This window comes from Pseudarthrobacter sp. N5, from assembly GCF_050157035.1.
GTDB lineage: Bacteria > Actinomycetota > Actinomycetes > Actinomycetales > Micrococcaceae > Arthrobacter.
This window is the reverse complement of the sequence record NZ_CP189593.1, coordinates 388,134-413,375: the sequence shown is the minus strand read 5'-3', so window position 1 is coordinate 413,375 and position 25,242 is coordinate 388,134. Positions and strand designations below refer to the sequence as shown.

27 protein-coding genes are annotated in these 25,242 nt (G+C 64.6%); 5 read left to right on the top strand and 22 right to left on the bottom strand.

What is annotated here, in order from left to right; translation table 11 throughout:
* Position 1: 1 nt before the first annotated feature.
* Positions 2-1,522: a DHA2 family efflux MFS transporter permease subunit gene (locus tag ACQCST_RS02055; RefSeq protein ID WP_426997712.1), complete on the bottom strand. Its 1,521-nt coding sequence runs from the start codon at positions 1,520-1,522 to the stop codon at positions 2-4.
* A 168-nt stretch (positions 1,523-1,690) separates the two neighbouring features.
* On the opposite strand from ACQCST_RS02055, the gene ACQCST_RS02050 reads away from it, so the two are divergent.
* Positions 1,691-2,362, top strand: coding sequence for a FadR/GntR family transcriptional regulator (locus tag ACQCST_RS02050; protein ID WP_426997711.1), 672 nt, complete (start codon positions 1,691-1,693; stop codon positions 2,360-2,362).
* A gap of 114 nt (positions 2,363-2,476) precedes the next feature.
* Here ACQCST_RS02050 and ACQCST_RS02045 read toward each other — a convergent pair whose 3' ends face one another.
* The 7 genes from ACQCST_RS02045 to ACQCST_RS02015 form a co-directional block, all read right to left on the bottom strand.
* The gene (locus ACQCST_RS02045; protein WP_426997710.1) at positions 2,477-3,451 is read right to left on the bottom strand and encodes an ABC transporter substrate-binding protein; all 975 of its coding nucleotides are present in this window, start codon (positions 3,449-3,451) and stop codon (positions 2,477-2,479) included.
* Positions 3,452-3,545: 94 nt separating this feature from the next.
* Entirely contained in the window at positions 3,546-4,565 is a 1,020-nt protein-coding gene (locus ACQCST_RS02040) for an ABC transporter permease (RefSeq protein ID WP_426997709.1), read from the bottom strand.
* Positions 4,562-6,097: a sugar ABC transporter ATP-binding protein gene (locus ACQCST_RS02035; protein ID WP_426997708.1), complete on the bottom strand. Its 1,536-nt coding sequence runs from the start codon at positions 6,095-6,097 to the stop codon at positions 4,562-4,564. The genes ACQCST_RS02040 and ACQCST_RS02035 overlap by 4 nt, the downstream gene beginning before the upstream one ends.
* An 89-nt stretch (positions 6,098-6,186) precedes the next feature.
* Positions 6,187-7,068, bottom strand: coding sequence for an amidohydrolase family protein (locus ACQCST_RS02030; RefSeq protein ID WP_426997707.1), 882 nt, complete (start codon positions 7,066-7,068; stop codon positions 6,187-6,189).
* Complete coding sequence (locus ACQCST_RS02025) at positions 7,065-8,027, bottom strand: aldo/keto reductase (protein ID WP_426997706.1); 963 nt, start codon at positions 8,025-8,027, stop codon at positions 7,065-7,067. Before ACQCST_RS02025 ends, ACQCST_RS02030 begins: the two co-directional genes overlap by 4 nt.
* Positions 8,024-8,335, bottom strand: coding sequence for an L-rhamnose mutarotase (locus ACQCST_RS02020; RefSeq protein ID WP_426997705.1), 312 nt, complete (start codon positions 8,333-8,335; stop codon positions 8,024-8,026). The genes ACQCST_RS02025 and ACQCST_RS02020 overlap by 4 nt, the downstream gene beginning before the upstream one ends.
* Position 8,336: 1 nt before the next feature.
* Positions 8,337-9,701 (bottom strand): L-fuconate dehydratase, encoded by a 1,365-nt coding sequence (locus ACQCST_RS02015; protein ID WP_426997704.1) that lies wholly within the window; start codon positions 9,699-9,701, stop codon positions 8,337-8,339.
* A gap of 220 nt (positions 9,702-9,921) precedes the next feature.
* Here ACQCST_RS02015 and ACQCST_RS02010 point away from each other — a divergent pair, with 220 nt between their 5' ends.
* The 3 genes from ACQCST_RS02010 to ACQCST_RS02000 all read left to right on the top strand — a co-directional run bounded on the left by ACQCST_RS02010 (position 9,922) and on the right by ACQCST_RS02000 (position 12,438).
* Positions 9,922-10,902: a fumarylacetoacetate hydrolase family protein gene (locus tag ACQCST_RS02010; protein ID WP_426997703.1), complete on the top strand. Its 981-nt coding sequence runs from the start codon at positions 9,922-9,924 to the stop codon at positions 10,900-10,902.
* Positions 10,899-11,648 carry an SDR family NAD(P)-dependent oxidoreductase gene (locus ACQCST_RS02005; protein ID WP_426997702.1) on the top strand — a complete coding sequence of 250 codons (750 nt, stop codon included), beginning with the start codon at positions 10,899-10,901 and terminating at the stop codon, positions 11,646-11,648. Before ACQCST_RS02010 ends, ACQCST_RS02005 begins: the two co-directional genes overlap by 4 nt.
* 217 nt (positions 11,649-11,865) lie before the next feature.
* Complete coding sequence (locus ACQCST_RS02000; protein ID WP_426997701.1) at positions 11,866-12,438, top strand: NADPH-dependent FMN reductase; 573 nt, start codon at positions 11,866-11,868, stop codon at positions 12,436-12,438.
* 142 nt (positions 12,439-12,580) lie between these two features.
* Here ACQCST_RS02000 and ACQCST_RS01995 read toward each other — a convergent pair whose 3' ends face one another.
* The gene (locus ACQCST_RS01995; RefSeq protein WP_426997700.1) at positions 12,581-13,375 is read right to left on the bottom strand and encodes an SDR family oxidoreductase; all 795 of its coding nucleotides are present in this window, start codon (positions 13,373-13,375) and stop codon (positions 12,581-12,583) included.
* Between the two features lie 153 nt (positions 13,376-13,528).
* Positions 13,529-13,981 carry an SRPBCC family protein gene (locus ACQCST_RS01990; RefSeq protein ID WP_426997699.1) on the bottom strand — a complete coding sequence of 151 codons (453 nt, stop codon included), beginning with the start codon at positions 13,979-13,981 and terminating at the stop codon, positions 13,529-13,531.
* A 322-nt stretch (positions 13,982-14,303) separates the two neighbouring features.
* Between ACQCST_RS01990 and ACQCST_RS01985 the strand changes: the two genes are divergently transcribed.
* The gene (locus tag ACQCST_RS01985) at positions 14,304-14,543 is read left to right on the top strand and encodes a YegP family protein (protein ID WP_426997698.1); all 240 of its coding nucleotides are present in this window, start codon (positions 14,304-14,306) and stop codon (positions 14,541-14,543) included.
* Positions 14,544-14,582: 39 nt separating this feature from the next.
* Here the strand turns inward: ACQCST_RS01985 and panC are convergent, their stop codons facing one another.
* The 12 genes from panC to hpt form a co-directional block, all read right to left on the bottom strand.
* Positions 14,583-15,500, bottom strand: a complete 918-nt coding sequence (panC, locus tag ACQCST_RS01980; RefSeq protein ID WP_426997697.1) for a pantoate--beta-alanine ligase — start codon at positions 15,498-15,500, stop codon at positions 14,583-14,585.
* Between the two features lies 1 nt (position 15,501).
* Positions 15,502-16,437, bottom strand: a complete 936-nt coding sequence (locus ACQCST_RS01975) for a Rossmann-like and DUF2520 domain-containing protein (protein ID WP_426997696.1) — start codon at positions 16,435-16,437, stop codon at positions 15,502-15,504.
* Positions 16,430-17,977: a PH domain-containing protein gene (locus tag ACQCST_RS01970; RefSeq protein WP_426999051.1), complete on the bottom strand. Its 1,548-nt coding sequence runs from the start codon at positions 17,975-17,977 to the stop codon at positions 16,430-16,432. Before ACQCST_RS01970 ends, ACQCST_RS01975 begins: the two co-directional genes overlap by 8 nt.
* Positions 17,978-18,009: 32 nt before the next feature.
* Positions 18,010-18,522, bottom strand: a complete 513-nt coding sequence (locus tag ACQCST_RS01965) for a PH domain-containing protein (protein ID WP_426997695.1) — start codon at positions 18,520-18,522, stop codon at positions 18,010-18,012.
* A complete protein-coding gene (locus tag ACQCST_RS01960) occupies positions 18,503-19,036 on the bottom strand; it encodes a DUF3180 domain-containing protein (protein WP_426997694.1) in 534 nt (177 codons plus the stop codon). The genes ACQCST_RS01965 and ACQCST_RS01960 overlap by 20 nt, the downstream gene beginning before the upstream one ends.
* 3 nt (positions 19,037-19,039) lie before the next feature.
* Positions 19,040-19,579 carry a 2-amino-4-hydroxy-6-hydroxymethyldihydropteridine diphosphokinase gene (gene folK, locus ACQCST_RS01955; RefSeq protein WP_426997693.1) on the bottom strand — a complete coding sequence of 180 codons (540 nt, stop codon included), beginning with the start codon at positions 19,577-19,579 and terminating at the stop codon, positions 19,040-19,042.
* A complete protein-coding gene (gene folB, locus ACQCST_RS01950; protein ID WP_426997692.1) occupies positions 19,576-19,935 on the bottom strand; it encodes a dihydroneopterin aldolase in 360 nt (119 codons plus the stop codon). Before folB ends, folK begins: the two co-directional genes overlap by 4 nt.
* A 13-nt stretch (positions 19,936-19,948) precedes the next feature.
* On the bottom strand, positions 19,949-20,899 hold the full coding sequence (folP, locus tag ACQCST_RS01945) for a dihydropteroate synthase (RefSeq protein ID WP_426997691.1): 951 nt from the start codon (positions 20,897-20,899) through the stop codon (positions 19,949-19,951).
* 10 nt (positions 20,900-20,909) lie between these two features.
* Positions 20,910-21,551 (bottom strand): GTP cyclohydrolase I FolE, encoded by a 642-nt coding sequence (gene folE / locus ACQCST_RS01940; RefSeq protein WP_426997690.1) that lies wholly within the window; start codon positions 21,549-21,551, stop codon positions 20,910-20,912.
* A 9-nt stretch (positions 21,552-21,560) separates the two neighbouring features.
* Positions 21,561-23,630 (bottom strand): ATP-dependent zinc metalloprotease FtsH, encoded by a 2,070-nt coding sequence (ftsH, locus tag ACQCST_RS01935; RefSeq protein ID WP_426997689.1) that lies wholly within the window; start codon positions 23,628-23,630, stop codon positions 21,561-21,563.
* A gap of 422 nt (positions 23,631-24,052) precedes the next feature.
* Positions 24,053-24,301 (bottom strand): hypothetical protein, encoded by a 249-nt coding sequence (locus ACQCST_RS01930; protein WP_426997688.1) that lies wholly within the window; start codon positions 24,299-24,301, stop codon positions 24,053-24,055.
* 361 nt (positions 24,302-24,662) lie between these two features.
* Positions 24,663-25,214, bottom strand: a complete 552-nt coding sequence (hpt, locus tag ACQCST_RS01925; protein WP_426997687.1) for a hypoxanthine phosphoribosyltransferase — start codon at positions 25,212-25,214, stop codon at positions 24,663-24,665.
* Between the last annotated feature and the right edge of the window lie 28 nt (positions 25,215-25,242).

The following is a 25,242-nucleotide window of genomic DNA, read 5'->3' as shown; positions in this document are numbered from 1 at the left end:
GTCAGTGGCCTGCAGCTGAGGGTTCCGTTTTCCGCATCATGAAGGACAGCACGACGGCGGCGATCGCTATGACGGTTGCCGCCAGAAAGGCTGCCTGCATACCGGCGACCAACCCGGACGCGGCGGAAACCACGGCCAGGATGGACACCAGCAGAGCTGTTCCGGCCGCGCCGGCCACTTGCTGGAGCGTGCTCATGATGGCTGAACCGTGCGAGTACAGGTGCGGCGGCAAGGGGTTGAGTCCGTTGGTGAACGCGGGTGTGAACAGCAGCGCCAGCGACACATTCAGGACCGTCTGCACCACCGCAATCCACCAGAGCGGTGTCTCCGCCGTCAGCATGGAGAACTGCCAGAGCATCAGCACCATCAGCGCTGAACCCGTGATCGTCAGCGGCCGGGGGCCCACCTTGTCGAAGAGCCGTCCGATGAACGGTCCGGAAAGACCCATGGCCAGTCCTCCGGGCAGCAGAATCAGCCCGGTGGTCAGGGTGTCCACCCTCAGGACCTGCTGCAGATAAAGCGGCAGCAGGATGATGGCACCGAAGAGTGCCATCATGGCCACCACCATCAGCAGCACCGATACGGTGAACATCCGGAACCTGAACGCCCTGAGGTCCAGCAGGGGCGCGTCGGACTTCTGCCTCAGTTGCCGGAGTACGAACAGCAGGAGGCACAGCACGCCGATGACCAGCGCCGCGATGGCGACGGCGGACGGACCGCCGGTGCCGCCGTCGCGGTTTCCTAGCTGGCTCAGCCCGTAGACAAGCCCGCCGAACGCGGGAACGGTGAGCAGCACGGACAGTGCATCCAGTTTCTTCTTCCCCGGTTCGCCCACGTTGGTGAGGTATTTCGCACCCAGCAACATGGAAGCAACGGCGATGGGAAGCACAAAGATGAAGATGAAGCGCCAGCTGAAATGCGCCAGAATGAAGCCGGAAACGGTGGGGCCGAGGGCCGGCGCAACCGAAATGGCGATGGTCACGTTGCCCATGACCATGCCGCGCCTGGCCATCGGAACCAGCGTGAGGATGGTGGTCATCAGCAGTGGGAGCATAATGGCGGTTCCGGCGGCCTGGACCACCCGGGCCAGAAGGAGCACGTAGAACCCGGGGGCGGCCGCGGCCAGGACGGTTCCGGCAATGAACAGGCCGATGGCCAGGAGGAACGTATGGCGGGTGGTCAGCTTCTGCAGGATGAATCCTGTGGTGGGAATGACCACGGCCATGGTGAGCATAAAGCCGGTCGCCAGCCACTGGACTGTGCTCGCGTTGACCGAAAGATCCCCCATCAGGCGCGGCAGCGCAACGTTCATGATGGTCTCGTTGAGGATCACCACAAAGGTGGCCACCAACAGAGTGACGATGATCGTGACGGACTCACGCGACATCTTCTGGTCAGGGGTAGTGCTTTTGCCAGAGGTCGTGCTTTTGTCAGGGGTGTTGCTCTCGTCAGCGGACTTGGTGGCCGCGGCACCCGACCGCACGGGTTCGCCGTGGGCGTTTGGAGAGACTTCTGTAGACATGGATATTCCCCCAAGGAGTTTGGAATATTGGCCGGCGAGGTTCGTCGCTGCAGATTCCAACAGTCTAACCTCTGGAGTAATTCCCGGTTCGAAAAGATTCGACGTCCGGGGATTCCTGGACCCGAGTCAATCCCGCAAACATCCGACCATTCACTGTAGAATCCGGTTATGGCTGTGACTGACGAGGCAATCGGCAAAATCAAGGACATGTTGATCCGTGGCGAGCTCAAGCCAGGTGACCGGCTGCCGCCCGAAAAGGAACTGAGCGAACGCCTCGGCCTGTCCCGGAGCTCGCTCCGGGAATCCGTAAAAGCCCTTGAGCTCATCAGGGTCCTGGACGTCCGCCGGGGTGACGGCACCTATGTCACCAGCCTGGATGCGAAACTGCTCAACGAGGCAGTCGCTTTTGTCGTTGACCTCCACCAGGACCGGTCCATTCTGGAACTCTTCGAGGTCCGGCGAATCCTGGAGCCCGCCACCGCTTCTATGGCCGCCGGCAAGATCACAGCAGAGGAGATCACCGAGCTGCGCGCCGCCATGGCCGGTATCGATGAAGACACCGCCGTAGAGGAGCTGGTGACCCACGATCTCGAATTCCACGGAATCATCGCGCAGGCTGCGGGCAATGCGTACCTGGGCAGCCTGCTTGAGGCCCTCTCCAGCAGCACGGTACGTGCCAGGATCTGGCGGGGACTCACCCAGGACAAAGCCGTCTCGCACACCCTCGCGGAGCACAAATCAATAGCGGACGCCCTGGAACGCGGCGACGCCGAACTGGTGCGGGCCCTGGTCACGGTCCACATCAGCGGAGTGGAGAACTGGCTGCGCCAGGCCCTCTGACGCCCGCCACTCCGCGGAGCGCAAACGTACAGTTGAGGCCCCAATAACGACGTTTTCGGGGCCGCAACTGTACGTTCGGGCTAAGTTTTTCGGGCCTGGGTTGCCCGCGCGTTTTTACTCGTAAAGGTTGGGCTTGATCTCCGCGGAGTCGATGTTCTTGGCGTCGTACCAGTAGAAGCCGGTGTCGATCACCTTGGCCACCGTCTCCTTCTTGATCGCAGCCACGGCGGCCTTGACCGTCTCGTAGCCGATGCCCACCGGGTTTTGCGTGACGGCCCCGGCCATCAGGCCGCTCCGGATGGCATCCATCTGGGCCTTTCCGGAGTCGAAGCCTACAATGGTGAGCTTGCCCTTCAGGCTAAGTTCGTTGACGGCATTGACCACACCGATCGCGGAGCCTTCGTTGGTGCCGTACATGCCCTTCAGATCCGGGTTGGCCGCAATGATCGCCTTGGCCGCGTCCGTTGACTTGAGCTGGTCGCCGCCGCCGTACTGGATGTCCACGATGGTGATCTTGGGGGCGTTCTTCTCGATCCATTCCTTAAACCCGTCCCGGCGGTCGGTGCCGGACTTGGAGGTCTGGTCGTGCGCCACGATGGCGATCTTGCCCTCGTTGCCGATCAGCTGCGCAAGGTGTTTTGCGGCCTCGGCAGCAGCCGCCCTGTTGTCCGTGGAGGCTGTGGCCGCGGGGATGCTGCTGTCCACACCGGAGTCGAAGGCGATGACCGGGATGTTCTTGCCCTTGGCTTCCTCCAGCAGCGGCGTGGCCGCCTTCGAATCCAAGGCGGCAAAGCCCAGCGCAGCCGGGGACTTACCGAGCGCCGTGGTCAGCATCTGGATCTGCTGGTCAACGTCCGCTTCGGTGTTGGGCCCCTCAAAGGTGATGTCGACGTCGAACTCTTTGGCCGCCTTCTCCGCGCCCTGCTTGACGGCCTGCCAGAACTGGTGCTGGAAGCCCTTGGACACGATCGCGATGTACGGCCTGGCACCGGCTGCGGCCGGAGCGGAGGCTGCCGGGGCGTCGCAGGCGGCGAGTGTCACGGCGGCAACGGATGCGCCGACGATTGCGAGGAAACTTCTTCTTTCCATGATTCAAAAACTCCCTTGTTTCAGATATGCGTGAAGCTGGTACGAACGGTGGGGTATTTCAGGACCGGTGTAGCTGGAGGGGTGTTGCAGGGACTCAGGCGGTGGTCTCCTTCCGCCGCAGCATGTCCAGGTAGACAGCCACCAGGATCACAACGCCGATCGCCACGTTCTGCCACTCCTGCGGTACGGAGATGATGCGCAGGCCGTTGGTCAGCACGGACATGATCAGCGCGCCGATCACGGTGCCCACGATCGAGCCCTTGCCGCCCTGCAGCGACGTACCGCCAATCACGACGGCGGCAATCGCCTGCAGCTCGTAGCCCATGCCCTGCCCGGGCTGGGCAGAGTTGAGCCGGGCGGCGATCATCACGCCGGCCAGGCCGGTGAAGGCGCCGGCCACGGTGTAGATCCAGAGTTTCCAGGAGCGGACGTTGATGCCGGAGAGCTTGGTGGCTTCCTCGTTGGAGCCGATCGAGAAGGTGTACCGGCCGATCAGCGTTTTGCTCATCACGATCCCGGCCAGCACGGCGGCCGCGAAGAAGATGAACACGGCGTTGGGGATGACCAGCCCGGCGATCGGCTTGCCGAGGGCCAGGCTGCTGAAGCCCGGGGTGCCGGTGAAATAGATCGGCTTGGTGCCGGAGACCACCAGGGCAAGTCCCTGGGCCACCAGCATCATGGCCAGCGTGGCGATGAAGGGCGGGATCTTCAGGAACGAGATGAAAAAGCCATTGACGGCACCGATCAGCGCACCCATAAGCACACCGCCAATCACCCCCGCCCACAGCGGCAGCCCGAGGTACGTCAGGACAACGCCAGTCACGACCGAACACAGGCTCATGCCGGTTCCCACCGAGAGGTCGATTCCGCCGGTGATGATCACAAACGTCGCGCCCAGGGCCAGCAGTCCGATCACCACGGTGGAGAGCAGAATGTCCGAGAGGTTGGTGGGCTGCAGGAAGCGCGAATTCATCACACCGAAGAGCACCACCAGCACAATCAGGCTGCCGAACGCGAGCAACTGCTGCAGCGAGGACTTCAACCGGACGGCGAGATCGCCCGTTGTCTTCTCCTCGGGAGGGGCCGGCGCTTCCGCCTTGGTCAAAGTGCTCATGCGTTCACTCCTGTGGTCACTGCGGAGCTGTGCTGCGTCGCCAGCTCCATGATGTTTTCCTGGGTGGCTTCCTCATTGGAGAGGAACCCGGTGATCCGGCCTTCGCTCATCACGGCGATCCGGTGGGAAAGTCGGAGCACTTCCGGCAGCTCCGAACTGATCATGATGATCGACTTTCCGGTGGCCGCGAGCTCGTTGAGGAGCCGGTAGATTTCCTCTTTGGCGCCGACGTCGATCCCGCGGGTGGGTTCGTCGAAGATCAGGATGTCGCAATCCTTGACCAGCCACTTGGCGATAACGATTTTCTGCTGGTTGCCGCCGGAGAGGTTCCTGGCGGTCTGGAAGATGGACGGCGTTTTGATCCGGAGTTTGCCCACCATCTCCTGCGAGGCTTTGCGCAGGGCTGCCTCCCGGACGAAACCGGCTCTGGAGTTCTCAGCGAGTGAGCCGAGCATGATGTTCTCCTTGACGTCCCGGCCCAGCAGCAGGCCCAGGTGTTTGCGGTCCTCGGAGAGGTAGCCGATGCCCAACCCCGCAGCCACGGCTGGGTTGCCGATGGTCACGTCCCTGCCGTTGAGCTGCAGCCGTTCGAAGCTGGCGCGGTCCGCCCCCACCAGTGCACGGGCCACCTCGGTTCTGCCGGCCCCCATCAGCCCGGCAAAGCCGAGGATCTCGCCGCGTCGCAGCTCAAAGCCGACGTCTCGCAGCAAGCCCTTGGTGCTGAGCCCCCGGACGGAAAGTACGACGTCGGCGCCTGGCTTTTCGGCGCTGCCCGCCTCGGCAGGAACAACGGGGCGCTGCTCACCGGTCACCTGCCGGCCCACCATCCTGGAGATCACGTCCTTCATGCTGGTTGATGCCGTGTCCAGGGTGTCCACGTATTCGCCGTCGCGGATGACGGTGATGCGCTGGGAAATCTGCTGCAGCTCATCCATCCGGTGGGAAATGTAGATGACGCCGGTGTCCTGGCTGGTGAAGCCGCGGATCAGCCCATGCAGCGCGGCTACTTCGGTGTCGTTCAGTGCAGCCGTGGGCTCATCCATGATCAGGACCTTGGAATCGAAGGACAGTGCCTTGGCGATTTCCACCATTTGTTGCTTGGCCACCGTCAGGTTACCCACCCGCTCGCGGGGCGAGAGCGCAATGTTGATCCGCTCCAGCAGCTCGGCGGCCTTTTTGTTCAGGGCATTTTCGCTGAGCAGCCCGAACCGCCTGGGTTCGCGTCCGATGAAAATGTTCTGCGCCACACTCAGGTGCGGCATGAGGTTGAACTCCTGGTGGATTATGCCGATGCCCAGTTCCCTGGCATGGCGCGGATTGGCCGGGACGATTGCCTGGCCGTTCAGTTCGAACGTTCCTTCGTCCGGGATATGGATGCCGGAAAGCAGCTTCATCAGGGTTGATTTGCCGGCACCGTTCTCGCCGACCAGTGCCAGTACTTCCCCGTGGCGGAGTACAAGCTGCATGTTCTGCAGGGCCTTGACGCCGGGAAAGCTCTTGCTGACGTTTTTGATGGTCAAGAGCGTGGACATCGTTACACCTCCTTGTGTGATCGTGTGGGTGTTTGATCGTGTGTGTCGGTGGTCGGCTGGCGGTAGTGGTGTGTGGTCTGCAGGAACGGCTAGGGCGCAGGCAGTCCGTACACCCTGCGGGCGGTTCCGGTGAGGAAGTCCTGCCGTTCCGTGACGGATAGTTCGTCGGCGAGCGCGAACAGCACGCCAGCTGTTTCCGCGTAAGGCGCGGCCAGGGTGCTCACCGGCCAGTCCCCGCCGAACATCAGTCGGTCGGGGCCGAAGCTCTCAACCGCTTCCTCCCACAGCTTGTGCAGCGCTTCTGGCGTCTGGGGCACGCCGGGCAGCTGTAGGCCGGAGACCTTGGCCACTGTGTTGGGCAGCTCCGCCAGGGCCCGGAATTGTTGGCGCCAGGATTCGAGGTCAGCACCTCCCGCTTCCGATCCGCCGGAACCCAGCGGCGGTTTCCCCAGATGGTCCAGTACCACGGTCAGCCCCGGCAGCGCCCTGGCGAGCTCAACAGCGGCTCCCAGGTGCCGTGGCCAGGCATCCGGTACGTCAAAGGCCAGCCCGCGCCGGGCCGCTTCCTTCAATGAAGTCCTGACGGCCGGCAGTGCCAGAAAGTCCGGGCGGGGATCGTTGTGGACCAGATGCCGGATTCCACGGAATTTCGGTTCTGCGCACAACCTGTCCAGCTCTTCACCAGCCCGCTGCTGGTCATCCAGCGGGACCCAGCCCACCACGCCGGCAATCCAGGTGTTGTGCTGAGCCGTGGCAAGCATGAAGTCCGTGTCTGCGGCGGTATCGTCCGCCTGAACCACGATGGCTCCGGACACACCGGCGCCCGTCAGTTCACTGTGCGCCTCCCCGGCGGAAAAACTCCGGTTCAGCTCCCCGTGCTGCGGGCCAAGCCAGCCATAACCGCCGGCGCCGAGATCCCACAGGTGCAGATGGGCATCGATGATGTCCGTGGTCGCAACGAAATCGGTCACTGCGGGATCAGCCCCCGCCGCTCCAGTTCGTCCCAGAGCGCTTGCGGGACATCCTCGGACGCCCGCGCAACGTTTTGCTCCATTTGCGCTGGGCCACTCGCCCCCACCACAACGGACCGCACCGCCGGGTGCCGCATGCTGAACTGGAGTGCCGCCGTCGGCAGTTCCACACCGAAGCTCCGGCAGACCTCCGCCAGCGACCGGGCCTTCCGGAGCACGGCGGCAGGCGCCGGTATGTAGTTGTAGTGGGCGTTATCCGGCACGTCCGGCCGGGCCAGCAGCCCGGAATTGTAGACACCGACATTGACGACGCCGGTGCCCCGCCGTTCGCACGCAGGCAGCAGTTCCGCCGCGGCCGGCTGTTCCAGTAGGGTGTAGCGCCCCGCCAGCATCACCAGGTCCAGATCGGCGCGGTTGACGCACTCGGTGAGCGCTTCCGCCGAATTTGAACCGACGCCGATGGAGGCCACCAGGCCCTCCTCACGGAGCTTCGCCAAGGCAGGGAGCGCCTGGCTGATGCCCCGTTCGAGGTCATAGACGTCAGGATCATGGAGATACGCAATGTCGATCCGGTCCAGGCCAAGGCGTTCCAGAGAATCCTCAATGCTGCGGCGGATCCCTGCCTCACTGGGATCCCAGCGGCGCCGGGTGGTGGCCGGAACGGCAAAGCCCTCATCATCCACGGCGCCGGCTTCAGCAGCCGCGTCGGCTTCCAGCACCCGCCCTACCTTCGTAGAGAGACGGAAGTCTCCACGTGGTTTGTCGCGCAATACCGCGCCGAGCCGCCGCTCCGAGAGACCCAGGCCGTAGTGCGGAGCGGTGTCGAAGTACCGCACGCCGCCGTTCCACGCCGCCTCCACGGTGGCGGCGGCAACGCCGTCGTCAATTGCCCTGTACAGATTGCCGATTCCGGCCCCGCCGAATCCCAGCCAGCCAGCAGGTGTCGAGTCAAAGTTCACGGCAGGCTCCAGACCAGCGGGATTCCGCTGTCATCGCCGGAGTAGTCATCTTCCACATCCAGTAGTCCGGCCATCCGGGCCTGCCACGGGATGTTGGCTGGGTGTTCGACCACCTGGCGGCGCATGGCCCGGTAGTCCTGGACCTCCACCAGGTGGAAGAGTTCACGGCCGCTGCGCCAGATGCTCCATGCGCTGACGCCGGCCTCGCGCAGGGCTGCATCCAGCTCGGCCGGAATCTGGCTGTGGACGCGATCGTACTCGGCTTCCTTGCCGGCCTTGAGCCGAGTGTGGAGGGCGATCCGTTGCATTTCAGGACACTGCCTTCGCCACAGCACGGGGTGCTTTTTCGGAGACCGGAGCCGTCAATCCGGCGTCAAGCCTCGTCCAGACCGGCCCGTCCGGGAAGAGGAACTCAGCCAAGGAGGATCCCACCATTTCGCTTCCGCCACCCGGTGCGGACGGGGGCCAGTAGCAGCCGTCATGGACGTCGATAGGGGTCACGAAGTGCTCGTGCAGATGATCCACGAACTCGATCATCCGGTCATCCTTGTTCCCGGACAGCGCCACGAAATCGAACATGGACAGGTGCTGCACTGCCTCGCACAACCCCACCCCGCCGGCATGCGGGCAGACCCGGACGCCGAACTTCGCAGCGAGCAGCAGAATGGCAACGTTCTCGTTGACGCCGGCCACGCGGGCGGCGTCGATCTGCAGCACTTCCAGGGATCCGGCCTGCAGCATCTGCTTGAAAACCACACGGTTCTGGACGTGCTCGCCCGTGGCCACCGGAATCGGTGCCACGGCGCGCGCGATGACGGCGTGGCCCAGCACATCATCCGGGCTGGTGGGCTCCTCGATCCAGGCGATGTCAAAGGGCGCCAGGTGCTTTATCCACTCGATCGCCGTGTCCACGTCCCAGCGCTGGTTGGCGTCCACCGCGATTTTGATGTCCGGGCCTACTGCCTCCCGGGCTGTCCGCAGTCGGCGGATATCGTCCTGAAGGTTGTCCCCCACCTTGAGTTTGATCTGCCGGAAGCGGTCAGCCACGGCCTCCTTGGCCAGGTGAACGAGTTTGTCGTCGCTGTAGCCCAGCCACCCGGGTGTGGTGGTGTAGGCGGGGTAGCCTTCGGCCAGCAGACGGGTGCGGCGGGCGGCCCTGCCAGGCTCGGCCTGGCGGAGGATGTCCAGTGCTTCCTCCGGCGTCAGTGCGTCCGTGAGGTAACGGAAATCCACCAGGGCAACGAGCTCAGCGGGAGTCATACGGGACAGCAGATCCCACAGTGGAAGTCCTGCCCGCTTGGCTTTCAGGTCCCACAAGGCGTTGACCACCGCACCAATAGCCATGTGCATCACGCCTTTTTCAGGGCCGAGCCAGCGCAACTGGGAATCGTGGGCGAGCAACTTCCATGTGGCGCCCATGTCGCCCAGGAGGCCCTCAACGTCCAGGCCCAGGATGTGGGCGCGCAGGGCGCCGATGGCTGCCGCTTCCACCTCGTTGCCGCGGCCGATGGTGAACACCAAGCCATGGCCCTCCAGTTCGTCCCCGGCGTCAGTTCGGATGATCAGGTAGGCCGCGGAGTAGTCCGGGTCCGTATTCATGGCGTCCGAGCCGTCCAGCTCAAGGGACGTGGGGAATCTGATGTCAAGAACGTCTACTGCGGTGATGGTGCTCATCGTGCTCCCATTGTCATATGCCCCGGCTGTGAATCTACAACGAGCCTAAACATCCGATGTATGGCTTGTCAATGGGTGAAATTCCCTTAGGATGGACACCATAGCCCTCCGAAAGTTCGGATGTGTCATCCTGAATTTCGGATCTGTGACGCAGTATCACATGACACAGCATTAAGGACACAGCTCAGAGGAGCCGTGCACGTCAAAGGAGAGGACCACCGTGAAGTTTGCCCGTCTGGGACCGGCCGGCCAGGAACAGCCGGCCGTCATCGCCCACGACGCCACCGGCGTCGAACGCTACTTTGACCTGAGGTCGCTGACAGCGGAGATCGACGGCCGTTTCCTGGCCGGCGCGGGCATAGCCCGGACCCGTGACGCCCTCACTTCCGGGATGCTTCCCGTGATTTCCGGCGAGGGGCTGCGCATCGGCGCCCCGGTGGCCCGTCCCGGTTCGGTGGTCTGCATCGGCATGAATTACGCGGCACACGCGGCCGAGTCCGGCTCTGCCCCGCCTGAGATCCCGGTGGTGTTCCTCAAGCCGTCCAACACCGTGACCGGCCCGTTTGACGCCGCCCCGATCCCGCCGTCATCGGAAAAGTACGACTGGGAAGTGGAGCTCGGCATTGTGATCGGCCAGGAAGCGTCCTACCTTCCTGACACCGCGGCGGCCGCTGGCTGCATCGCCGGGTTCGTGGTGGCGAACGATCTTTCCGAGCGGGAGTACCAGCTGCCCGGCGCGGCAGGCCAGTGGACCAAGGGCAAGTCGCTCCCGCACTCCACTCCCCTTGGCCCGTGGCTGGTGCCCGCTGACGAGCTCGACGGCGGAGGGCTGCGCCTGCAGTCCTGGGTCAACGGCGAGCCGCGGCAGGACTCCTCCACTGCGGACCTGATTTTCGACGCGGCAACAGTGGTGCACCACGTCAGCCAATACATGCTGCTGGAACCGGGCGATGTGATCCTGACGGGCACGCCTGAGGGTGTTGCCCTGTCCGGTCGTTTCCCCTACATCGAGCCCGGCGACGTGGTCGAACTGGAGATCGAGGGCTTGGGCCGGCAACGGCAGCAGTTCTTCCGCGCCGTTGCCGGGGCAGGCCGTGCGGGCAGTGCAGCCAGTGGGGCCGGTGCCCCGGACGTTTCTGCGGCTCCGGCAGCAGCGGCCACAATAGCAGCGGCCGCCAACACAGGAAGGGACTCACAGTGAGCAACGAATTCGAGGGCCTCGCGGCCATTGTTACGGGCGGCGCCTCGGGCATCGGCGCTGCCATCGCGGACCGGCTGGCCGCCGGCGGGGCGAAAGTGGCCACGCTGGACCTCAACCCGGACGGCGGGCCGCACTTCGGCATCGCCTGCAACGTTGCGGACGATGCCTCGGTCCGCGCTGCCGTCGACGCTGCTGAACGCGAGTTCGGGCGCCTGGACATCGTTATCAACAACGCCGGGATCGGCGCGCAGGGTGACATCTCTGCCAACGACGACGCCGAATGGGCCCGCGTCCTGGACATCAACGTGGTGGGCATCGCCCGGGTCAGCCGCGCGGCCCTCCCGTACCTTCGCCAGTCACCCGCCGCTGCAATCGTCAACACCTGCTCCATCGCGGCCACGGCCGGGCTGCCGCAGCGGGCTCTGTATTCGGCATCGAAGGGAGCGGTGCTGTCCCTGACCCTTGCCATGGCCGCAGACCACATCCGCGAAGGCATCCGCGTGAACTGCGTCAACCCGGGAACGGTGGACACACCCTGGGTGGGCCGCCTGCTGGGCGCCGCCGCGGACCCCGTGGCAGAGCGCGCCGCTCTCAACTCCCGGCAGCCCCACGGCAGGTTGGTTGACGCCGGCGAGGTGGCTGGCGCCGTCGCCTACCTGGCGAGCCCGCTCTCAGGATCGACGTCGGGCACCTCATTGGCGGTCGACGGCGGCATGCAGGGGCTGCGGCCGCGGCCCGTCGGCTAGTCATCCCTCGGAGGTTGGTGACACATCCACCGGACGGAACGCGACACTGCGGCAAGCAGGCCTTGTTCGAGGTTTCTCACATCCGTAGTACACCTCATTTTCGGCAGATTCTTCGCTTCATCTCCGTAGGTCTCCCGCGACAGTCCCGGGGAAGAAGCGCCCTTCCCGCAGCGTTGTAATGGGCAGAGCTTGATGGTTGCAGGGGAGATGAGGTCTCATGGTGAGGATAGCCATCGTGCTGGGAAGCACCCGGCCGGGCCGGGCCGGGAAAGCGGTCGCCGACTGGGTATATGAGCAGGCGACGAAACGCTCTGATGCACAGTTCGAACTCGTCGACGTGGCCGACTTCGGTCTTCCGCTGCTGGATGAACCGCGCCCGCCATCCCGCGGGCAGTACCGGAACGAGCATACGAAGGCCTGGGCGGAGGTCATCGGCTCATTCGACGGCTATGTTTTCGTCACCGGCGAGTACAACCACTCCGTGCCCGGGGCTTTGAAGAACGCCGTGGATTACCTGTACGCGGAGTGGACCAACAAGGCCGTTGGTTTCGTCAGCTACGGCAGCGCCGGTGGGACCCGTGCTGTGGAACATCTGCGGCAGATCGCCGGCGAGCTGCAGATGGCCGATGTCCGCGCCCAGGTTGCCCTGCCGCTGGCCACGGAGTTCGAAAAATACACTACATTCACTCCGTCACCCCGGGCGGTGCAGGGCCTGGGACCGGTCTTCGATCAGGTCATCGCGTGGGCCGGCGCTCTCAAAACGCTGCGCCCCGTGAAGGAAGACGGTTAAGGCGAAGGAAGACGGTTAAGGCACGGCAGGAACCCGCGCCCGGACGCTTTCACCTTGGCATGCATCCGTCAGGCAGCAATGGTTCCCGGGCCTCGCGACCGACGCCCACTCCGCGCTGCCGAATGAAACAGCTGAGCCGGGCTCAGTGTTGGGCGAGCCACTCCGCCCAGGTGGTCGTGCCGCGGCGGCCGGCCGGACACGTCTGCGGACCGCTCGCTTGTAGCGCGAAACCCGGTAGCCTCAGACCCACGATCCGGCGCTGGATGCCACGCGCGGACTGATACTGCAGGGCGACGTCTGACTGGCTCAAGACCTCCGGTCCGGCAAAACACGTCCGATCTCCGCCGGGACCGCCGGAGACAGACTCGACGACGTATGGTGCGAAGTCGGCGGAGTCGCCCGGCTGCACCGCCAGGTTCGACGGCAGCAGCCAGACGCGCTTCCCGGCCATGTGATCATGCAGCCGTGCCAGCAACCAGAAAAACGGAGTCGCGGGAACGATCGACCACGGGATCGCGGAGCCGCGAACGAGATTCTCTGCCTCTGCCTTCCGCCGCAGGTAGGGAATCCGGGATTGCTGGACGCCGACGATAGAGACGTGCAGGAAGTGTTCAACACCTGCGCGTGCCGCCTCGTCGAGGAGTCGGCGCGTTCCGTCAACGTCCACGTCGGGCGGACTGCGCACGAAGTCGACCGGCCGAAAGTAGCCTCGCTGTGCAGCTGGGGACAGCGTCGCAGCGTGCACTATCGTCCGCACCCCGGTTACGGCTTCGCGTATGCCGCTGCCCGTGGCCAAATCGCCCTGGATTCCGAGAACGTCCGGGTCCGTGCCCGGCATTCGAGATAGAACACGAACACGATCGCCGCGCTCCACAAGCAAGCGGACAATGTCCGTGCCTAAATGGCCGGTACCCCCGGTGACGAGTACATCATCCACAGTCCGCACCTCGCATTCCTTGCTCCGGGCGGCGGTGAGGGCCCGGACTGGTCAGAGCAGCCTGGGCCCTGTCCCTAGTCCTGGTTGTCCCTATCAGGTCAGGAATCGCTGCCTTCCGCGTCAACTGTCGTGGCTTTCACGTTTTCAGAAGTGTCACTCATCAGGGTGTTCGGTGAGGATCTCGGTGAGCGTCTCAAGATTTGCGCGAACGGTGCGTGCTTGCGCTTTCTGCACGAGCGGGTCGCCGAGACGTCCGAAGATTCCGCCCAGGCCCGATGCCGCGTCAACGTGGTAGGTGAAGCGGGTCCCGCCGTCGGCGGCCTCGAAGGTGTTGGTGAGCGTGAAACCGAGTTTTCCTTCAACAGACTTGTAAGCGAGCCGGCGCGGAGATTCGAACTCGGTGACTTCGGTGGTCCAATCGAAGTTCCTTCCCAGGATTTTGCTGGTTCCGCGGGCGCGGGTGCCTAGCTTGACCGGCTCGCTTCCGATTTGCTCGGCCCGGACGATCGATGAGTCCCAGGCGGGCAGGTTTTCGGCGTTGATGATGTAATCGAATACGTCCTCAGGCTTCCGTGAAATGAAAACGCTTTCTTCAATGATCGGCATAGGAATCTCCTTCAGAAGGTGCCCGTTGCCGGTGCGCTCCGAGCGCGCCGGCGGGGCAATATGGCAACATCTTGTTCCTCAAGAACAGGGGTGTCAACACTCTGGCAGCGAACCCGGTGACGGTGATCGCCGCGGACGACGACGTTCCTGTCACCTGTCCCGCGGCCCCGGAACCCGCAGCACTGGACGGGCCGACGGATCCGATGCATAACGACTTCGTAAACAAGGTTGACACTTGCTGTCATATACTGGTGGCTGGGGAAGCAATCTGCTTTACCGATCGATCTGCGGGCGTCAACGGCTGGAAGACAGGCAACACCCCATGGCAGGAACGTTCGAACTAGTGGCCGCGGACAATGACAGGGTCCGTATCCTGCTCGTCAACGGAACAGGCAATGTCCTGGCGGTCTCGGGCACGTACCGGGACAAGGCCGCCGCGGCAGCGGGCGTCATGGCAATTCGAGAACATGCTGCCACCGCTCATATCGCAGACCGGGTCAGCGCTCCGGGCCCAAATAGCAGGTCCGACCCCCTCCTGGACCCCCTTCAACGGGACCACTAGCCGCCCGCAGTTCAGGCCACCCGGCTCACATGGCGGATGTCAGGAACTGAGCGGCACATTGTCGATCAGGCGGACCGGGCCAACCTTGGCCGCGATAAGGGCCAGCCCTTCGCCGCGGAACGGGGTGTCCCTGCAGTTCTCAGCCAGCGGCTCGAGTGTGCGCGTATCCACCACGTCGAAGTAGTCCAACTGCACGAGGGGCTGCGACTCCACCATGGCCCGGGCGGACTCCAGGTCCAGCGGTTCGTGGGCATTGGCCCGGCCCTCGATCAGCTTGAGCGCCCGGGACAGCACCAGGGCGGCTTCGCGCTCATCATCGGAGAGGAAACGGTTGCGGCTGGACAGTGCCAGGCCCTCCGCTGAACGCACAATAGGCACGGCCACGATCTCCACCGGGAAATTCAGGTCCGCCACCATACGCTTTACGAGCGTCAGCTGCTGGGCATCCTTCTGGCCGAAGTAGGCACGGTAGGCAGCCGGCGCAACACCAGGCAATCCGACGCCGGGCAAGCCCACACCCGGGAAACCGTAGTGCAGCAGCTTGGCCACCACAGTCAGGGCGCCGTCGAAATGGCCGGGACGCGACGCGCCCTCCCACTTGTTGGCCAACGGCCCGGCGGTCACCCGCACCATCGGCTCACCACCGGGGTAGACCTCTTCCACGGACGGTGCGAAGACCAGGTCCACGCCCTCTGCCTCGAGCAGCGCCAGGTCCGCGTCCAGCGTCCTCGGATAGCGGTCCAGGTCCGCGGCCTCGCCGAACTGAAGCGGGTTCACAAATATGGTGGCCACCACCACGTCATTATTTTCGACGGCGGTGCGCGCCAGCTGTGCGTGTCCCTCGTGCAGGGCACCCATCGTGGGCACCAGGCCTTGCGATGAGCCCTGTTTTTCCGTGAGAAGCCGGGCACTTTCCGCGCGGAGCTCGGTGGCTGTCGTCACCAGTTTGATCGCCATGTCAGTGTCCTTCCGGAGCCTGCGGTGCGTCGCCGCCTGCCGCGTCCCCATCCGGGCCGGCCAGGGCCTTGCGGATACCGTCCAGCTGCTCCGGCTTCAGCAACCCGCGGCCTTCCGCCCGCCGGGCCGTGGCGCGCGCCATCGCCAGGTACGCTTCCAGCACATCGCCGCCCGCACCGCCGTCGTGCTCCCTGAGCGCTTCGGCGTGCGCGGCCACGGTGCCCACATCGCCGCGGGCCACCGGCCCGGTCAGGGCTGACTCGCCCGAGGCGAGCGCGTTCTCCAGGGTGGCACGCAGCAGCGGGCCGAGCATGCGTTCGGGGGCGCCCACCCCGACGTCACGAAGGAGTTGTGATGCCTGGGCCACCAGGGTGACCAGATGGTTCGAACTGTGGGCCAGGGCCGCGTGATAGAGCGTGCGGTCGCCCTCGGCGATAGCCACGGGCTCGGCACCCATTTCCACCACCAGCGCTTGCGCGATGGGCAGCATCACGGCATCAGCGGTGACGCCGAAGGTGCAGTCCAGCAGCCTGGTGAGGTCCATGCTCATGCCCGTGAACGTCATGGCCGGGTGCAGCGCCAGCGGAATGGCGCCCGCAGCACGGACCGGGTGCAGAATACCCACGCCGAACCGGCCCGAGGTGTGCGCCACCAGCTGCCCGGGCTGCCACGCCCCCAGCTTGGCGAGCCCTTCCACCAGGCCGCCGAGGGCGTCGTCCGGCACGGCCAGAAGCACCAGCTCGGCGCGTTCCACGATGTCCTGGACCTCCAGGACCGGCACCCCCGGAAGCAGCGTTTCCGCGCGTTCACGGCTGGCGTCCGACACTGCCGACACCCCGACGACGGCGTGCTCGGCCGCGCGCAATGCCGCACCCAGGACGGCACCCACCTTGCCGGCGCCGATGATTCCGACGCCAAGGCGTCCGGGCTTAGCCACGATGGGGGCCTTCCTGTTGCTGCGGATCGGGGCTGTTTCCCAGGGGATGGAGATCGTCGCGAACCAGGGTGTCGCTCGCCACCTGGGCCAGCCAGTGCTCGCTGGTCTGGCGTTTCCGGGCTTCCCTGGCACGGGCTGACTGCTCGTCGAACAGCACCCTGGCCTCGTCCACGCCGGCCTGGATGACGCGCGGTGTGACCGGCCCCGCCGTGGTGTGCAGGACCAGGTCCACCAGCCCGAAACGGCGGGCCAGCGGCCCCTGCTGCAGCGCCATCGACTGCGTGCGCTGGTGCGGCACCACTACCAGCTCCCGCCACCAGCGCCCTGTTCGGATCAGCAGGGCGGTTTCCGTTGCCGCGTAGCCGTTGCGCCGCCAACCCAGTGGAGCGAGCAGACGGCCGCGGCGCGGAGTGGTGACAAATCCGCCGTCCGCTGTGGCGGCGGGATTTTCAGCGGAATCCGGCCCCGCACTGACTTGCCCCGAAATACCGGCCAGCCCGCTGAGCCCTGCACCAAACACGCGGTCCGGTTCCTGGGTGCCGGGATCAGGCAGGACCAGGGAGAGCATTCTCATCACGTCCGCGCGTTTCCCGACGGGCAGCAGCGTGGTGCGCGAGGCGGCCTCGCCGTTGCTCCCCGCCCCGCCATAGCCGGCCACGTTGACCTGCATCCGGTACCAGCCGAAGATCCGCCAGAGGGGTGGCTGCGCTATTTTCAGTGCCTGGATCCTGCCGGGCGGGAGGGTCTGGGCCTGGGTGTCCAGGAGCCCGTAGCGAAGACGGATGCCGTCCGGCGAAATGGCGGCCGTGAAGTTATAGCCCTTGTTGAAAGAACCCCAATACGCGGCAGCCAGGCCCAGGAAAGCGGGAATCAGATAGAAGTAAAAAGCGCGGTTGTCCGTGACGGCAGAGAGAACAACGGAGCCCACGCCACCCAGCGCCACAAAAAAGCTCTGCTCGCTCAGCAGGAGCGAACCGACAAGGCGCGACGGCGGCACGGACAGCACTGCGTATTCGGGCGCCTCGGGTGCGGCTGCTTCGGGACGCGTGGGGTCAGCCGACACTCCTGCGGCACGGGCAAGAATGGTGGCGCGAAGCTGCCGGGCATCATCCATCCGGAGATAGGCCAGCCTTACGGCAGATTCGCCGGCGTCGGCCACCTCAAACTTGAGTTCGGCCAGGCCGAAGATCCGGGCCAGCAGCGGCTGAACGATGTCGATCGCCTGTACCCGGTCCAGCCTGGCCTGGCGCTGCTGCCTGAACAGGAATCCGGTGTTGACGCGGACGTAGCCTTCCGCCACCTGGTAGCGGGTGAAATACCACGTCATGATGAAGCCCAGAACGGCCAGCACCAGCACTATGCCGCCGGCGGCCAGAAGCCACGGCGCCCGGCCCGCGAAGTCGGCGTCGACCAGGGGGCGTCCCTGGAGCAGACGCTCGAAGGTGTCCCGCCCGAAAAAGAAGCCAATGGCGGCGATCGCCAACCAGCCCCGCACAAAGGGCGACGCCGGGTGCACTCGCAGCCATTCGCCGTCGGGCATGGTCCCCTGCTGCGTTCCATGCACCTCTTGGGTCACAGCCCGGCCAGTCTGGCTTCTCCGCGGGCGGAGAGCTGCTCGCGGAGCCGCGCACCTTCGGCGGCGGGCAGCCCGGGGATCTGTGCGTTGGTCCCGGCGGAGGCGGTGTGGAGTTTCAGGGTGCACAGTCCCAGTCCGCGCTCCACCGGGCCCACTCCGATGTCCACGTACTGCATGCGTCCGTACGGGACAACCATGGTGCGCTGGTAGAAAATGCCGGTGCGGACAAGGAGATCGTCGTCGCGTTCGGCGTACCCGATAGCGCGTACCTGGCGCGGAATCAGAACGAGGCGCCACAGCGCCAGAAGGAGCATAAAAGCCGGGACGGCGATGGCAAGCCACAGGGGCGGCCATTCCCACCAGCCCAGCAGGACGAACACCAGGGGGAGGCTCATCAAGGCCACCACGATCAGATTCGCGAAGGCCCACTCCACCAACCGGACCGTCACGTACTTCGGTGAAACACGCAGCCAGGTGATGCCCGGCGGATCAATCGCCCCGGTATGCATATTCGCCTTCCCCCTTGGTTTCACTGCGGCTTCCCCTGCCCGGGATGCCATTGCCGGCACCGGCGTCGCCGTCTTCCGGTGGAACCCTGCAGAACCGTTCAACCAGCAGCCCCACCACAATCATGATCAGGCCGCCGCCCGCCATGGCAAGCGCCAGCCAGGTGACGCCCTGGTCGCTCCGAAGACTCCAGACCCGCAGCTGATCCAGGAAAATCCCGGCGTGCCAGCCCAGCAGTACTGTGCCCGCATAGGCGCACGCCTGCGCCAGGACCAGAGTCCTGGCCGCGAGAATCGGATTGAGCATAGTTTTCTTTTTGGTGCTGTTACGCCACCGCAGCACCCTGATACCCAACACCAGGGTGAGTGCCACGATCACGCCCATGGTCATCAGGGCCGTGGCCGGAAGCACGGGCGTGGCCATGCTGTAGCGGCTGGTCAGCACCGTGGCGAACCATCCCAAAACGGCAACGGCAAGCCCGATCACCAGCAGCAGACGTGCGTTGATGGGTTTCATGGCTTACTCCACTGCCCCGGCGGTGGGGGCTCCATCGAAGTCGCCGAAGCCGTCGAAGGGGACGAGGTCCGGGAAATCCGCGGCCTTGGACGCCAGCTCGCTGACACGTTCGCCGTCAAGCCTGGCCCCCGGCTCGATCACGGACCACGGATACAGCACAAAGGCGCGTTCGCCAGCGCGGGGATGCGGCAGCGTGAGCGTTTCATCCGTTCTGACAAGATCACCGTAAACAATGATGTCGACGTCGAGGGTCCGCGGCCCCCAGCGCACCTCCCGCACCCGGAGGTGCTTGTTCTCCACCGTCTGGCAGTGCCGGAGGAGGTCCAGCGGCGGAAGTGACGTTTCCACGGTGATGACCATGTTCAGGAAAGCCGGCTGACCAGCCGGCCCGCCCACCGCTTTGGTCTGCACCACCGGCGAAACAGCCAGCAGCCGCATCTCCGGGGGGTCAACCAGATCGGCCACAGCGACGGAAAGGGTGTCGTTGCGCTCCCCCAGATTGCTTCCCAGCGCCAGAACGGCCCGGGTGTAGCCGGCATTCATGACCGCTCCCGGTACACGCTGACTGCCACGTCTCCGAAAGACACCTCAATGGGGGCCTTCGGCTTGTGCACGGTGATATCAACGGCGTGGATACTGAATTCCTTCAGCAGGTCATCGGCTATCCTGACGGCCAGAGCCTCGATCAGGTTCAGCGGGTCACCGGTGATCCAGCTCTTGATGCGCTCAGCCACTTCGCCGTAGTGCGCCGTGTCACGGACGTCATCGGATGCGGCCGCCTTCGCGAAATCCAAATGCAGCACGGCGTCAACAACAAAAGGCTGGCCGTTTCGGCGCTCAAAATCGAACACCCCGTGATAGCCGACGGCGGTGACTCCGCTCAGCGTGATCCTGTCCATCGTGGCCGCCCGCTTAGTTGGCGGAAAGGCCGGTGGCCGACCGCGAGGAGGACAGACGCGAGGGGGCCAGACGCGAGGCTACCTTGACTGCGTCAAGGCTGGGGCCGACATCGTGCACGCGCACTGCCCAGGCACCGCGGAAAGCGCTGATGGACGTTACAGCGGCGGTGGCGTGGTCGCGTTCCTCGGGGGCAGCGGACTTGCCGGCCACGGTGAGGAGGGTCCCCAGGAACCGCTTGCGAGAGGCACCCACCAGAATCCTGTGGCCGAGGGCGTCCAGACGGTCCAGGTTCTGGAGGAGCTCCCAGTTCTGCTCGTCATTCTTGGAAAATCCCAGGCCGGGGTCCACGATGATCTGCTCCGGCGCCACACCGGCCGCGTAGAGCTTGTCCCGGACGCCGCTGAGCTCGGCCACCACCTCGCCGGCCACGTCGTGGTACTCAGCCAGGGAGTCCATGGTGCTGGCATCGCCACGGCGGTGGGTCAGGATGTACGGAACTTTGGTGCGGGCCACGAGCTCGGCCATCTCCGGCTCAAGGCTGAGCCCGGAGATGTCGTTGACGATGGCCGCGCCGGCCTCGAGGGCCGCTGCGGCCGTGCTGGCGTGCGTGGTGTCAACGCTGACCAGCGCACCGGCCTTGACCAGCGCCTGGATCACCGGCAGGATCCGCCGTTGCTCCTCTTCCGGGCTGACCTGCTCCGCGCCGGGGCGGGTGGATTCGCCACCGACGTCGATGATGTCCGCCCCTGCGTAGAACATCCGCAGACCGGCGGCTATGGCGCTGTCCGCCGTGGGGTGCTTGCCGCCGTCGCTGAACGAATCCGGGGTGACGTTCAGGATGCCCATCACCAAGGTGCGCGCCACGGGAAGGTCCTCAAACCTAGCCGGCGGCCGCGGTTTGCGGAGTATGGGCAACGGGCTGGTTGCCGGGCCGGTTCCTGGGGCTGCAGCTAGTGAGTCCATGGTCTGTTTGTTACCTTCCGAGTATGAGGCTCATGGCCTCGGCACGGGTGGCCGGGTCATGAAGTTGCCCGCGTACCGCACTGGTGACGGTTTTGGCGCCGGGCTTGCGGATGCCGCGCATGGACATGCACATGTGTTCACATTCGACGACAACAATTGCACCGCGAGGCTTGAGATAGGTGACCAGTGCCTCGACTATCTGGGTGGTCAGGCGCTCCTGGACCTGCGGGCGGCGGGCGTAGATGTCCACCAGACGTGCCAGCTTGCTCAGGCCCGTCACTTTTCCCTCATGGGAGGGGATGTAGCCGACGTGCGCCACTCCGTGGAACGGAACCAGGTGGTGCTCGCACGTGGAGTAGAACGGGATGTCCTTGACCAGGACCAGTTCCTCGTGGTCCAGGTCAAAGGTGGTGGACAGGACATCCGCCGGGTCCTGATAGAGGCCGGCGAACATCTCCGTATAGGCCTTGGCCACCCGTTTGGGGGTGTCCAGGAGGCCGCCGCGGGTTGGATCCTCGCCAATCGCCAGCAGGATTTCACGCACCGCGGCTTCAATCCGCGGGCGGTCGACCTTGTGGTTCTGATGCCTGGCCTGGTGATCGGCCGGGTGTCCTGCGGTGGCGGGAGCGTCGTCGTCGTCGAAATGAGTCACAGCAGAAGCTTAGCCGTGGAGACTGTCACTGCCGGCCTCGGGGTTGCTGCCGGCCTGGAATGAAGAATCATCCGGCACACCCTGCGGGTGCGGCGGTTGCGCGTCCAGAGGCTCCTCCAGGCGGGCGCGCTTGGCTTCTTCCTGGGCCTCCCGTTCGAATTTCTCCAGGCGGGATTCCACCGGGCCTGCCTGCTGGACCGGGCGGGATTCCTTGGAGAGCCACACGTCGCGGAAATCGCGCTTGCGGATGTCCGTGAAGATCTGTGCGATCTCGGCTTGGTTGAGGGTTTCCCGCTCCAGGAGTTCAAGGGCCAGCTGGTCGAGGACATCGCGGTTTTCGGTGAGGATTGCATAGGCCTCGTCATGCGCCTGGTCGATCAGGCGGCGGACTTCCTCATCCACGATGTACGCAATCTGGTCAGAGTAGTTGCGCTCATGACTTGCATCGCGGCCCAGGAACGGCTCGCCGCCGCCCTGGCCCAGGCGCACTGCGCCCACACGCTCGCTCATACCGAATTCGGTGACCATCTTGCGGGCCGTTGACGTGGCCTTCTCGATGTCGTTGGAGGCGCCGGTGGACGGATCGTGGAACACGATCTCCTCCGCAACCCGGCCGCCCATGGCATAGGCCATCTGGTCCAGGAGCTCATTGCGGGTGATGGAGTATTTGTCGCTCTCCGGCACCACCATGGTGTAGCCGAGGGCACGGCCGCGGGGCAGGATAGTGATCTTGGTGACCGGAGCCGAGTTCCGCAGGGCCGCGGCAACCAGGGCGTGGCCGCCCTCGTGATACGCCGTGATTTTGCGCTCGTGTTCCTTCATAACGCGGCTGCGCTTCTGCGGACCGGCCATCACGCGGTCAATGGCTTCATCCAGCGCACGGTCATCGATCAGGTTCGCATTGGAGCGTGCGGTCAGCAGGGCGGCCTCGTTCAGCACGTTGGCCAGGTCAGCGCCCGTGTAACCGGGGGTCTTTTTGGCCACGGCCTTGAGGTCAACGCCGGGTGCCATCGGCTTGCCCTTGGCATGGACCTGCAGGATCTGGTCGCGGCCAATGAGGTCCGGGGCTTCCACGGAAATCTGGCGGTCGAAACGGCCCGGACGCAGCAAAGCCGGGTCCAGGACGTCAGGACGGTTGGTGGCGGCGATCAGGATGACGTTGGTCTTCACGTCGAAGCCGTCCATTTCAACCAGGAGCTGGTTGAGGGTCTGCTCGCGTTCGTCGTTGCCGCCGCCGATGCCGGCACCGCGGTGACGGCCGACGGCGTCGATCTCGTCAACAAAAATAATGGCGGGCGAGTTGGCCTTGGCCTGCTCGAAGAGGTCACGGACACGGGAGGCGCCCACACCAACGAACATTTCAACGAAGTCCGAGCCCGAGATGGAGAAGAACGGTACACCGGCCTCGCCTGCAACGGCGCGGGCCAGAAGAGTCTTGCCCGTTCCCGGAGGGCCGTAGAGCAGCACACCCTTGGGGATCTTGGCGCCCACTGCCTGGAACTTGGCCGGTTCCTCGAGGAACTCCTTGATTTCCTGCAGCTCTTCAACGGCTTCATCCGCGCCGGCAACGTCACTGAAGGTCACCTGCGGCATGTCCTTGTTGACCATCTTGGCCTTGGACTTGCCGAACTGCATGATCTTGGAGCTGCCGCCTTGCATCCGGGTCATCAGGAACCAGAACAGCGCACCCAGCAGGATCACGGGGATCAGAAGGGACAGCAGACCGGAGAACCAGTTGCTTTCGATCGGCTGGTCCGTGAAGCCCTTGGACGGTTTGGCGTCGGTGACGGCCTTGACCACATCCGGGCCACGGTCCCTGACGAAGAAGAACTGAACGTTCTTGCCTTTGTCCTGGCCGTCGATCACCAGATTGTCCTTCAGCACCAGGTCAACGCGGTTCTCGCCGTCGAAGATCTTGGCCTGTTCAACCTTGCCGTTTTCAGCAAGAAGCTGAAGGCCTGGCTGGGTGTCAATGCGGGAGGCACCACCGGGAGCCAGCGTTGCAAAGGCCAGCAGGAGCATGCCGACCACAATGACGATCCAGATGCCCGGGCCCTTGAAGAAACTCTTAGCTTTCATCTGATCGGGGGCAGGCCCCGTCCCTCCTGGTAGTGCTGCACGTCGCCTGGTCTGCGCGCGTGTGGTGCTGCGTCAGCTTCTAGCTATACACCGTTCGGAGTAATTCACGCACGGTGTAGGGCAAAAGTTCCCTCTGGGCGTAGCGGATCCGGACTTGTGGTGGCTCCAGCTAGAGCACCGTGCATTGGGGATTGATGCCTGGCGAGGCCCATGGAGGCATTGGCTGTCGCCAACTTGGACGTCCACCCCGATCCATCCTTGGTCTGGACGCACAGCCCATACGATCCACCGAGCAGTCCCCCAGGCAAGGCTTACCGGCCTGCCGTCCAGCTGGTCCACGGATACGGCAGGGATGACCACCGTCGCCCCGGCGGGTCCGCCTGAAATATCCCACCGGGGCCGGCAGCCGTCGACCCTGACTGTTACGTGAGAGGAACCGCCTCCGGTGACGCCGCCAACTCGGCGAGGGGCCCTGTTGCGCTCAGCTGTACCGTCAGCGCCCCGAGGGAGATCCTGCTGGTGGTGACCCCGAGATCCCATCGACTAGTGGATCCTGGCGTCAGCAGGGCCGGCGCTCCGTAAGGGCCGGGCTCCAGCCACAGGCCGGCGTCGTCATCCGCGGCGGCGGGCAGTGCATGCATCATGGAAACAAGCGCCGCGATGGCAATCATCGCTCCTGCGCCTGCCACCCGCATGGCACCGCCCCTAGCCATCGCGGAGCGGCAGGAATCGTCGGAGACATCAACCTGTTTTGAACATCACGAGTGAGATGTTCAAAAGGGATTGAAACTCGGAATCGTTCCAGGCGGCCAGGGTAACGGCTGCGCACACCCGGCACCAGACCGCCGGCAAGAAATGCCCGGACCTTACCCTTGCGTTTCATTGCCGGTTTGCCGGTCGATCCTGATGCTGCTTGCGGTGAAAAAGTTTCAAACAGGCGAGATACCCCTATCTAGCGCCGGATCGCCCAACACGAACCACTCGCATGGCTAACAGGGGTCGGCTCCCGAAGGGCCGTTAGCTGGGAGTGATCTACTCGTAAACGTGCGGCGCCAGGGTGCCCACAAAGTCCAGGTTGCGGTACTTCTCCGCGTAGTCCAGGCCGTAGCCCACCACAAACTCGTTGGGGATGTCATAGCCGACGTACTTAACGTCGAGCTGGACCTTCAGGGCTGTCGGCTTGCGGAACGCGGTGCAGATTTCCACCGATGCCGTGCCCCGGGATTCCAGGTTGGTCTTCAGCCAGGACAGGGTGAGGCCGGAGTCGATGATGTCCTCAACGATCAGCACGTCCTTGCCCATCAGGTCGGTGTCGAGGTCCTTGAGAATGCGGACAACGCCGGAAGACTGGGTGCCGGAGCCGTAGGACGACACAGCCATCCAGTCCATGGAAACGTGGCTGTGCAGGGCACGCGCCAGGTCAGCCATCACCATGACCGCACCCTTGAGCACACCCACAATAAGGAGTTCCCGGCCTTCGTAGTCTTTGTCGATCTGGGCAGCGAGCTCCGTAATCCGCTGTTGGATCTGTTCCTTGGTGTAGAGAACGTGCTTGAGGTCTGCCTGGACGTCGTTTGAATCCACCAATGGCTCCTGTGTAGATGCGGGGTGC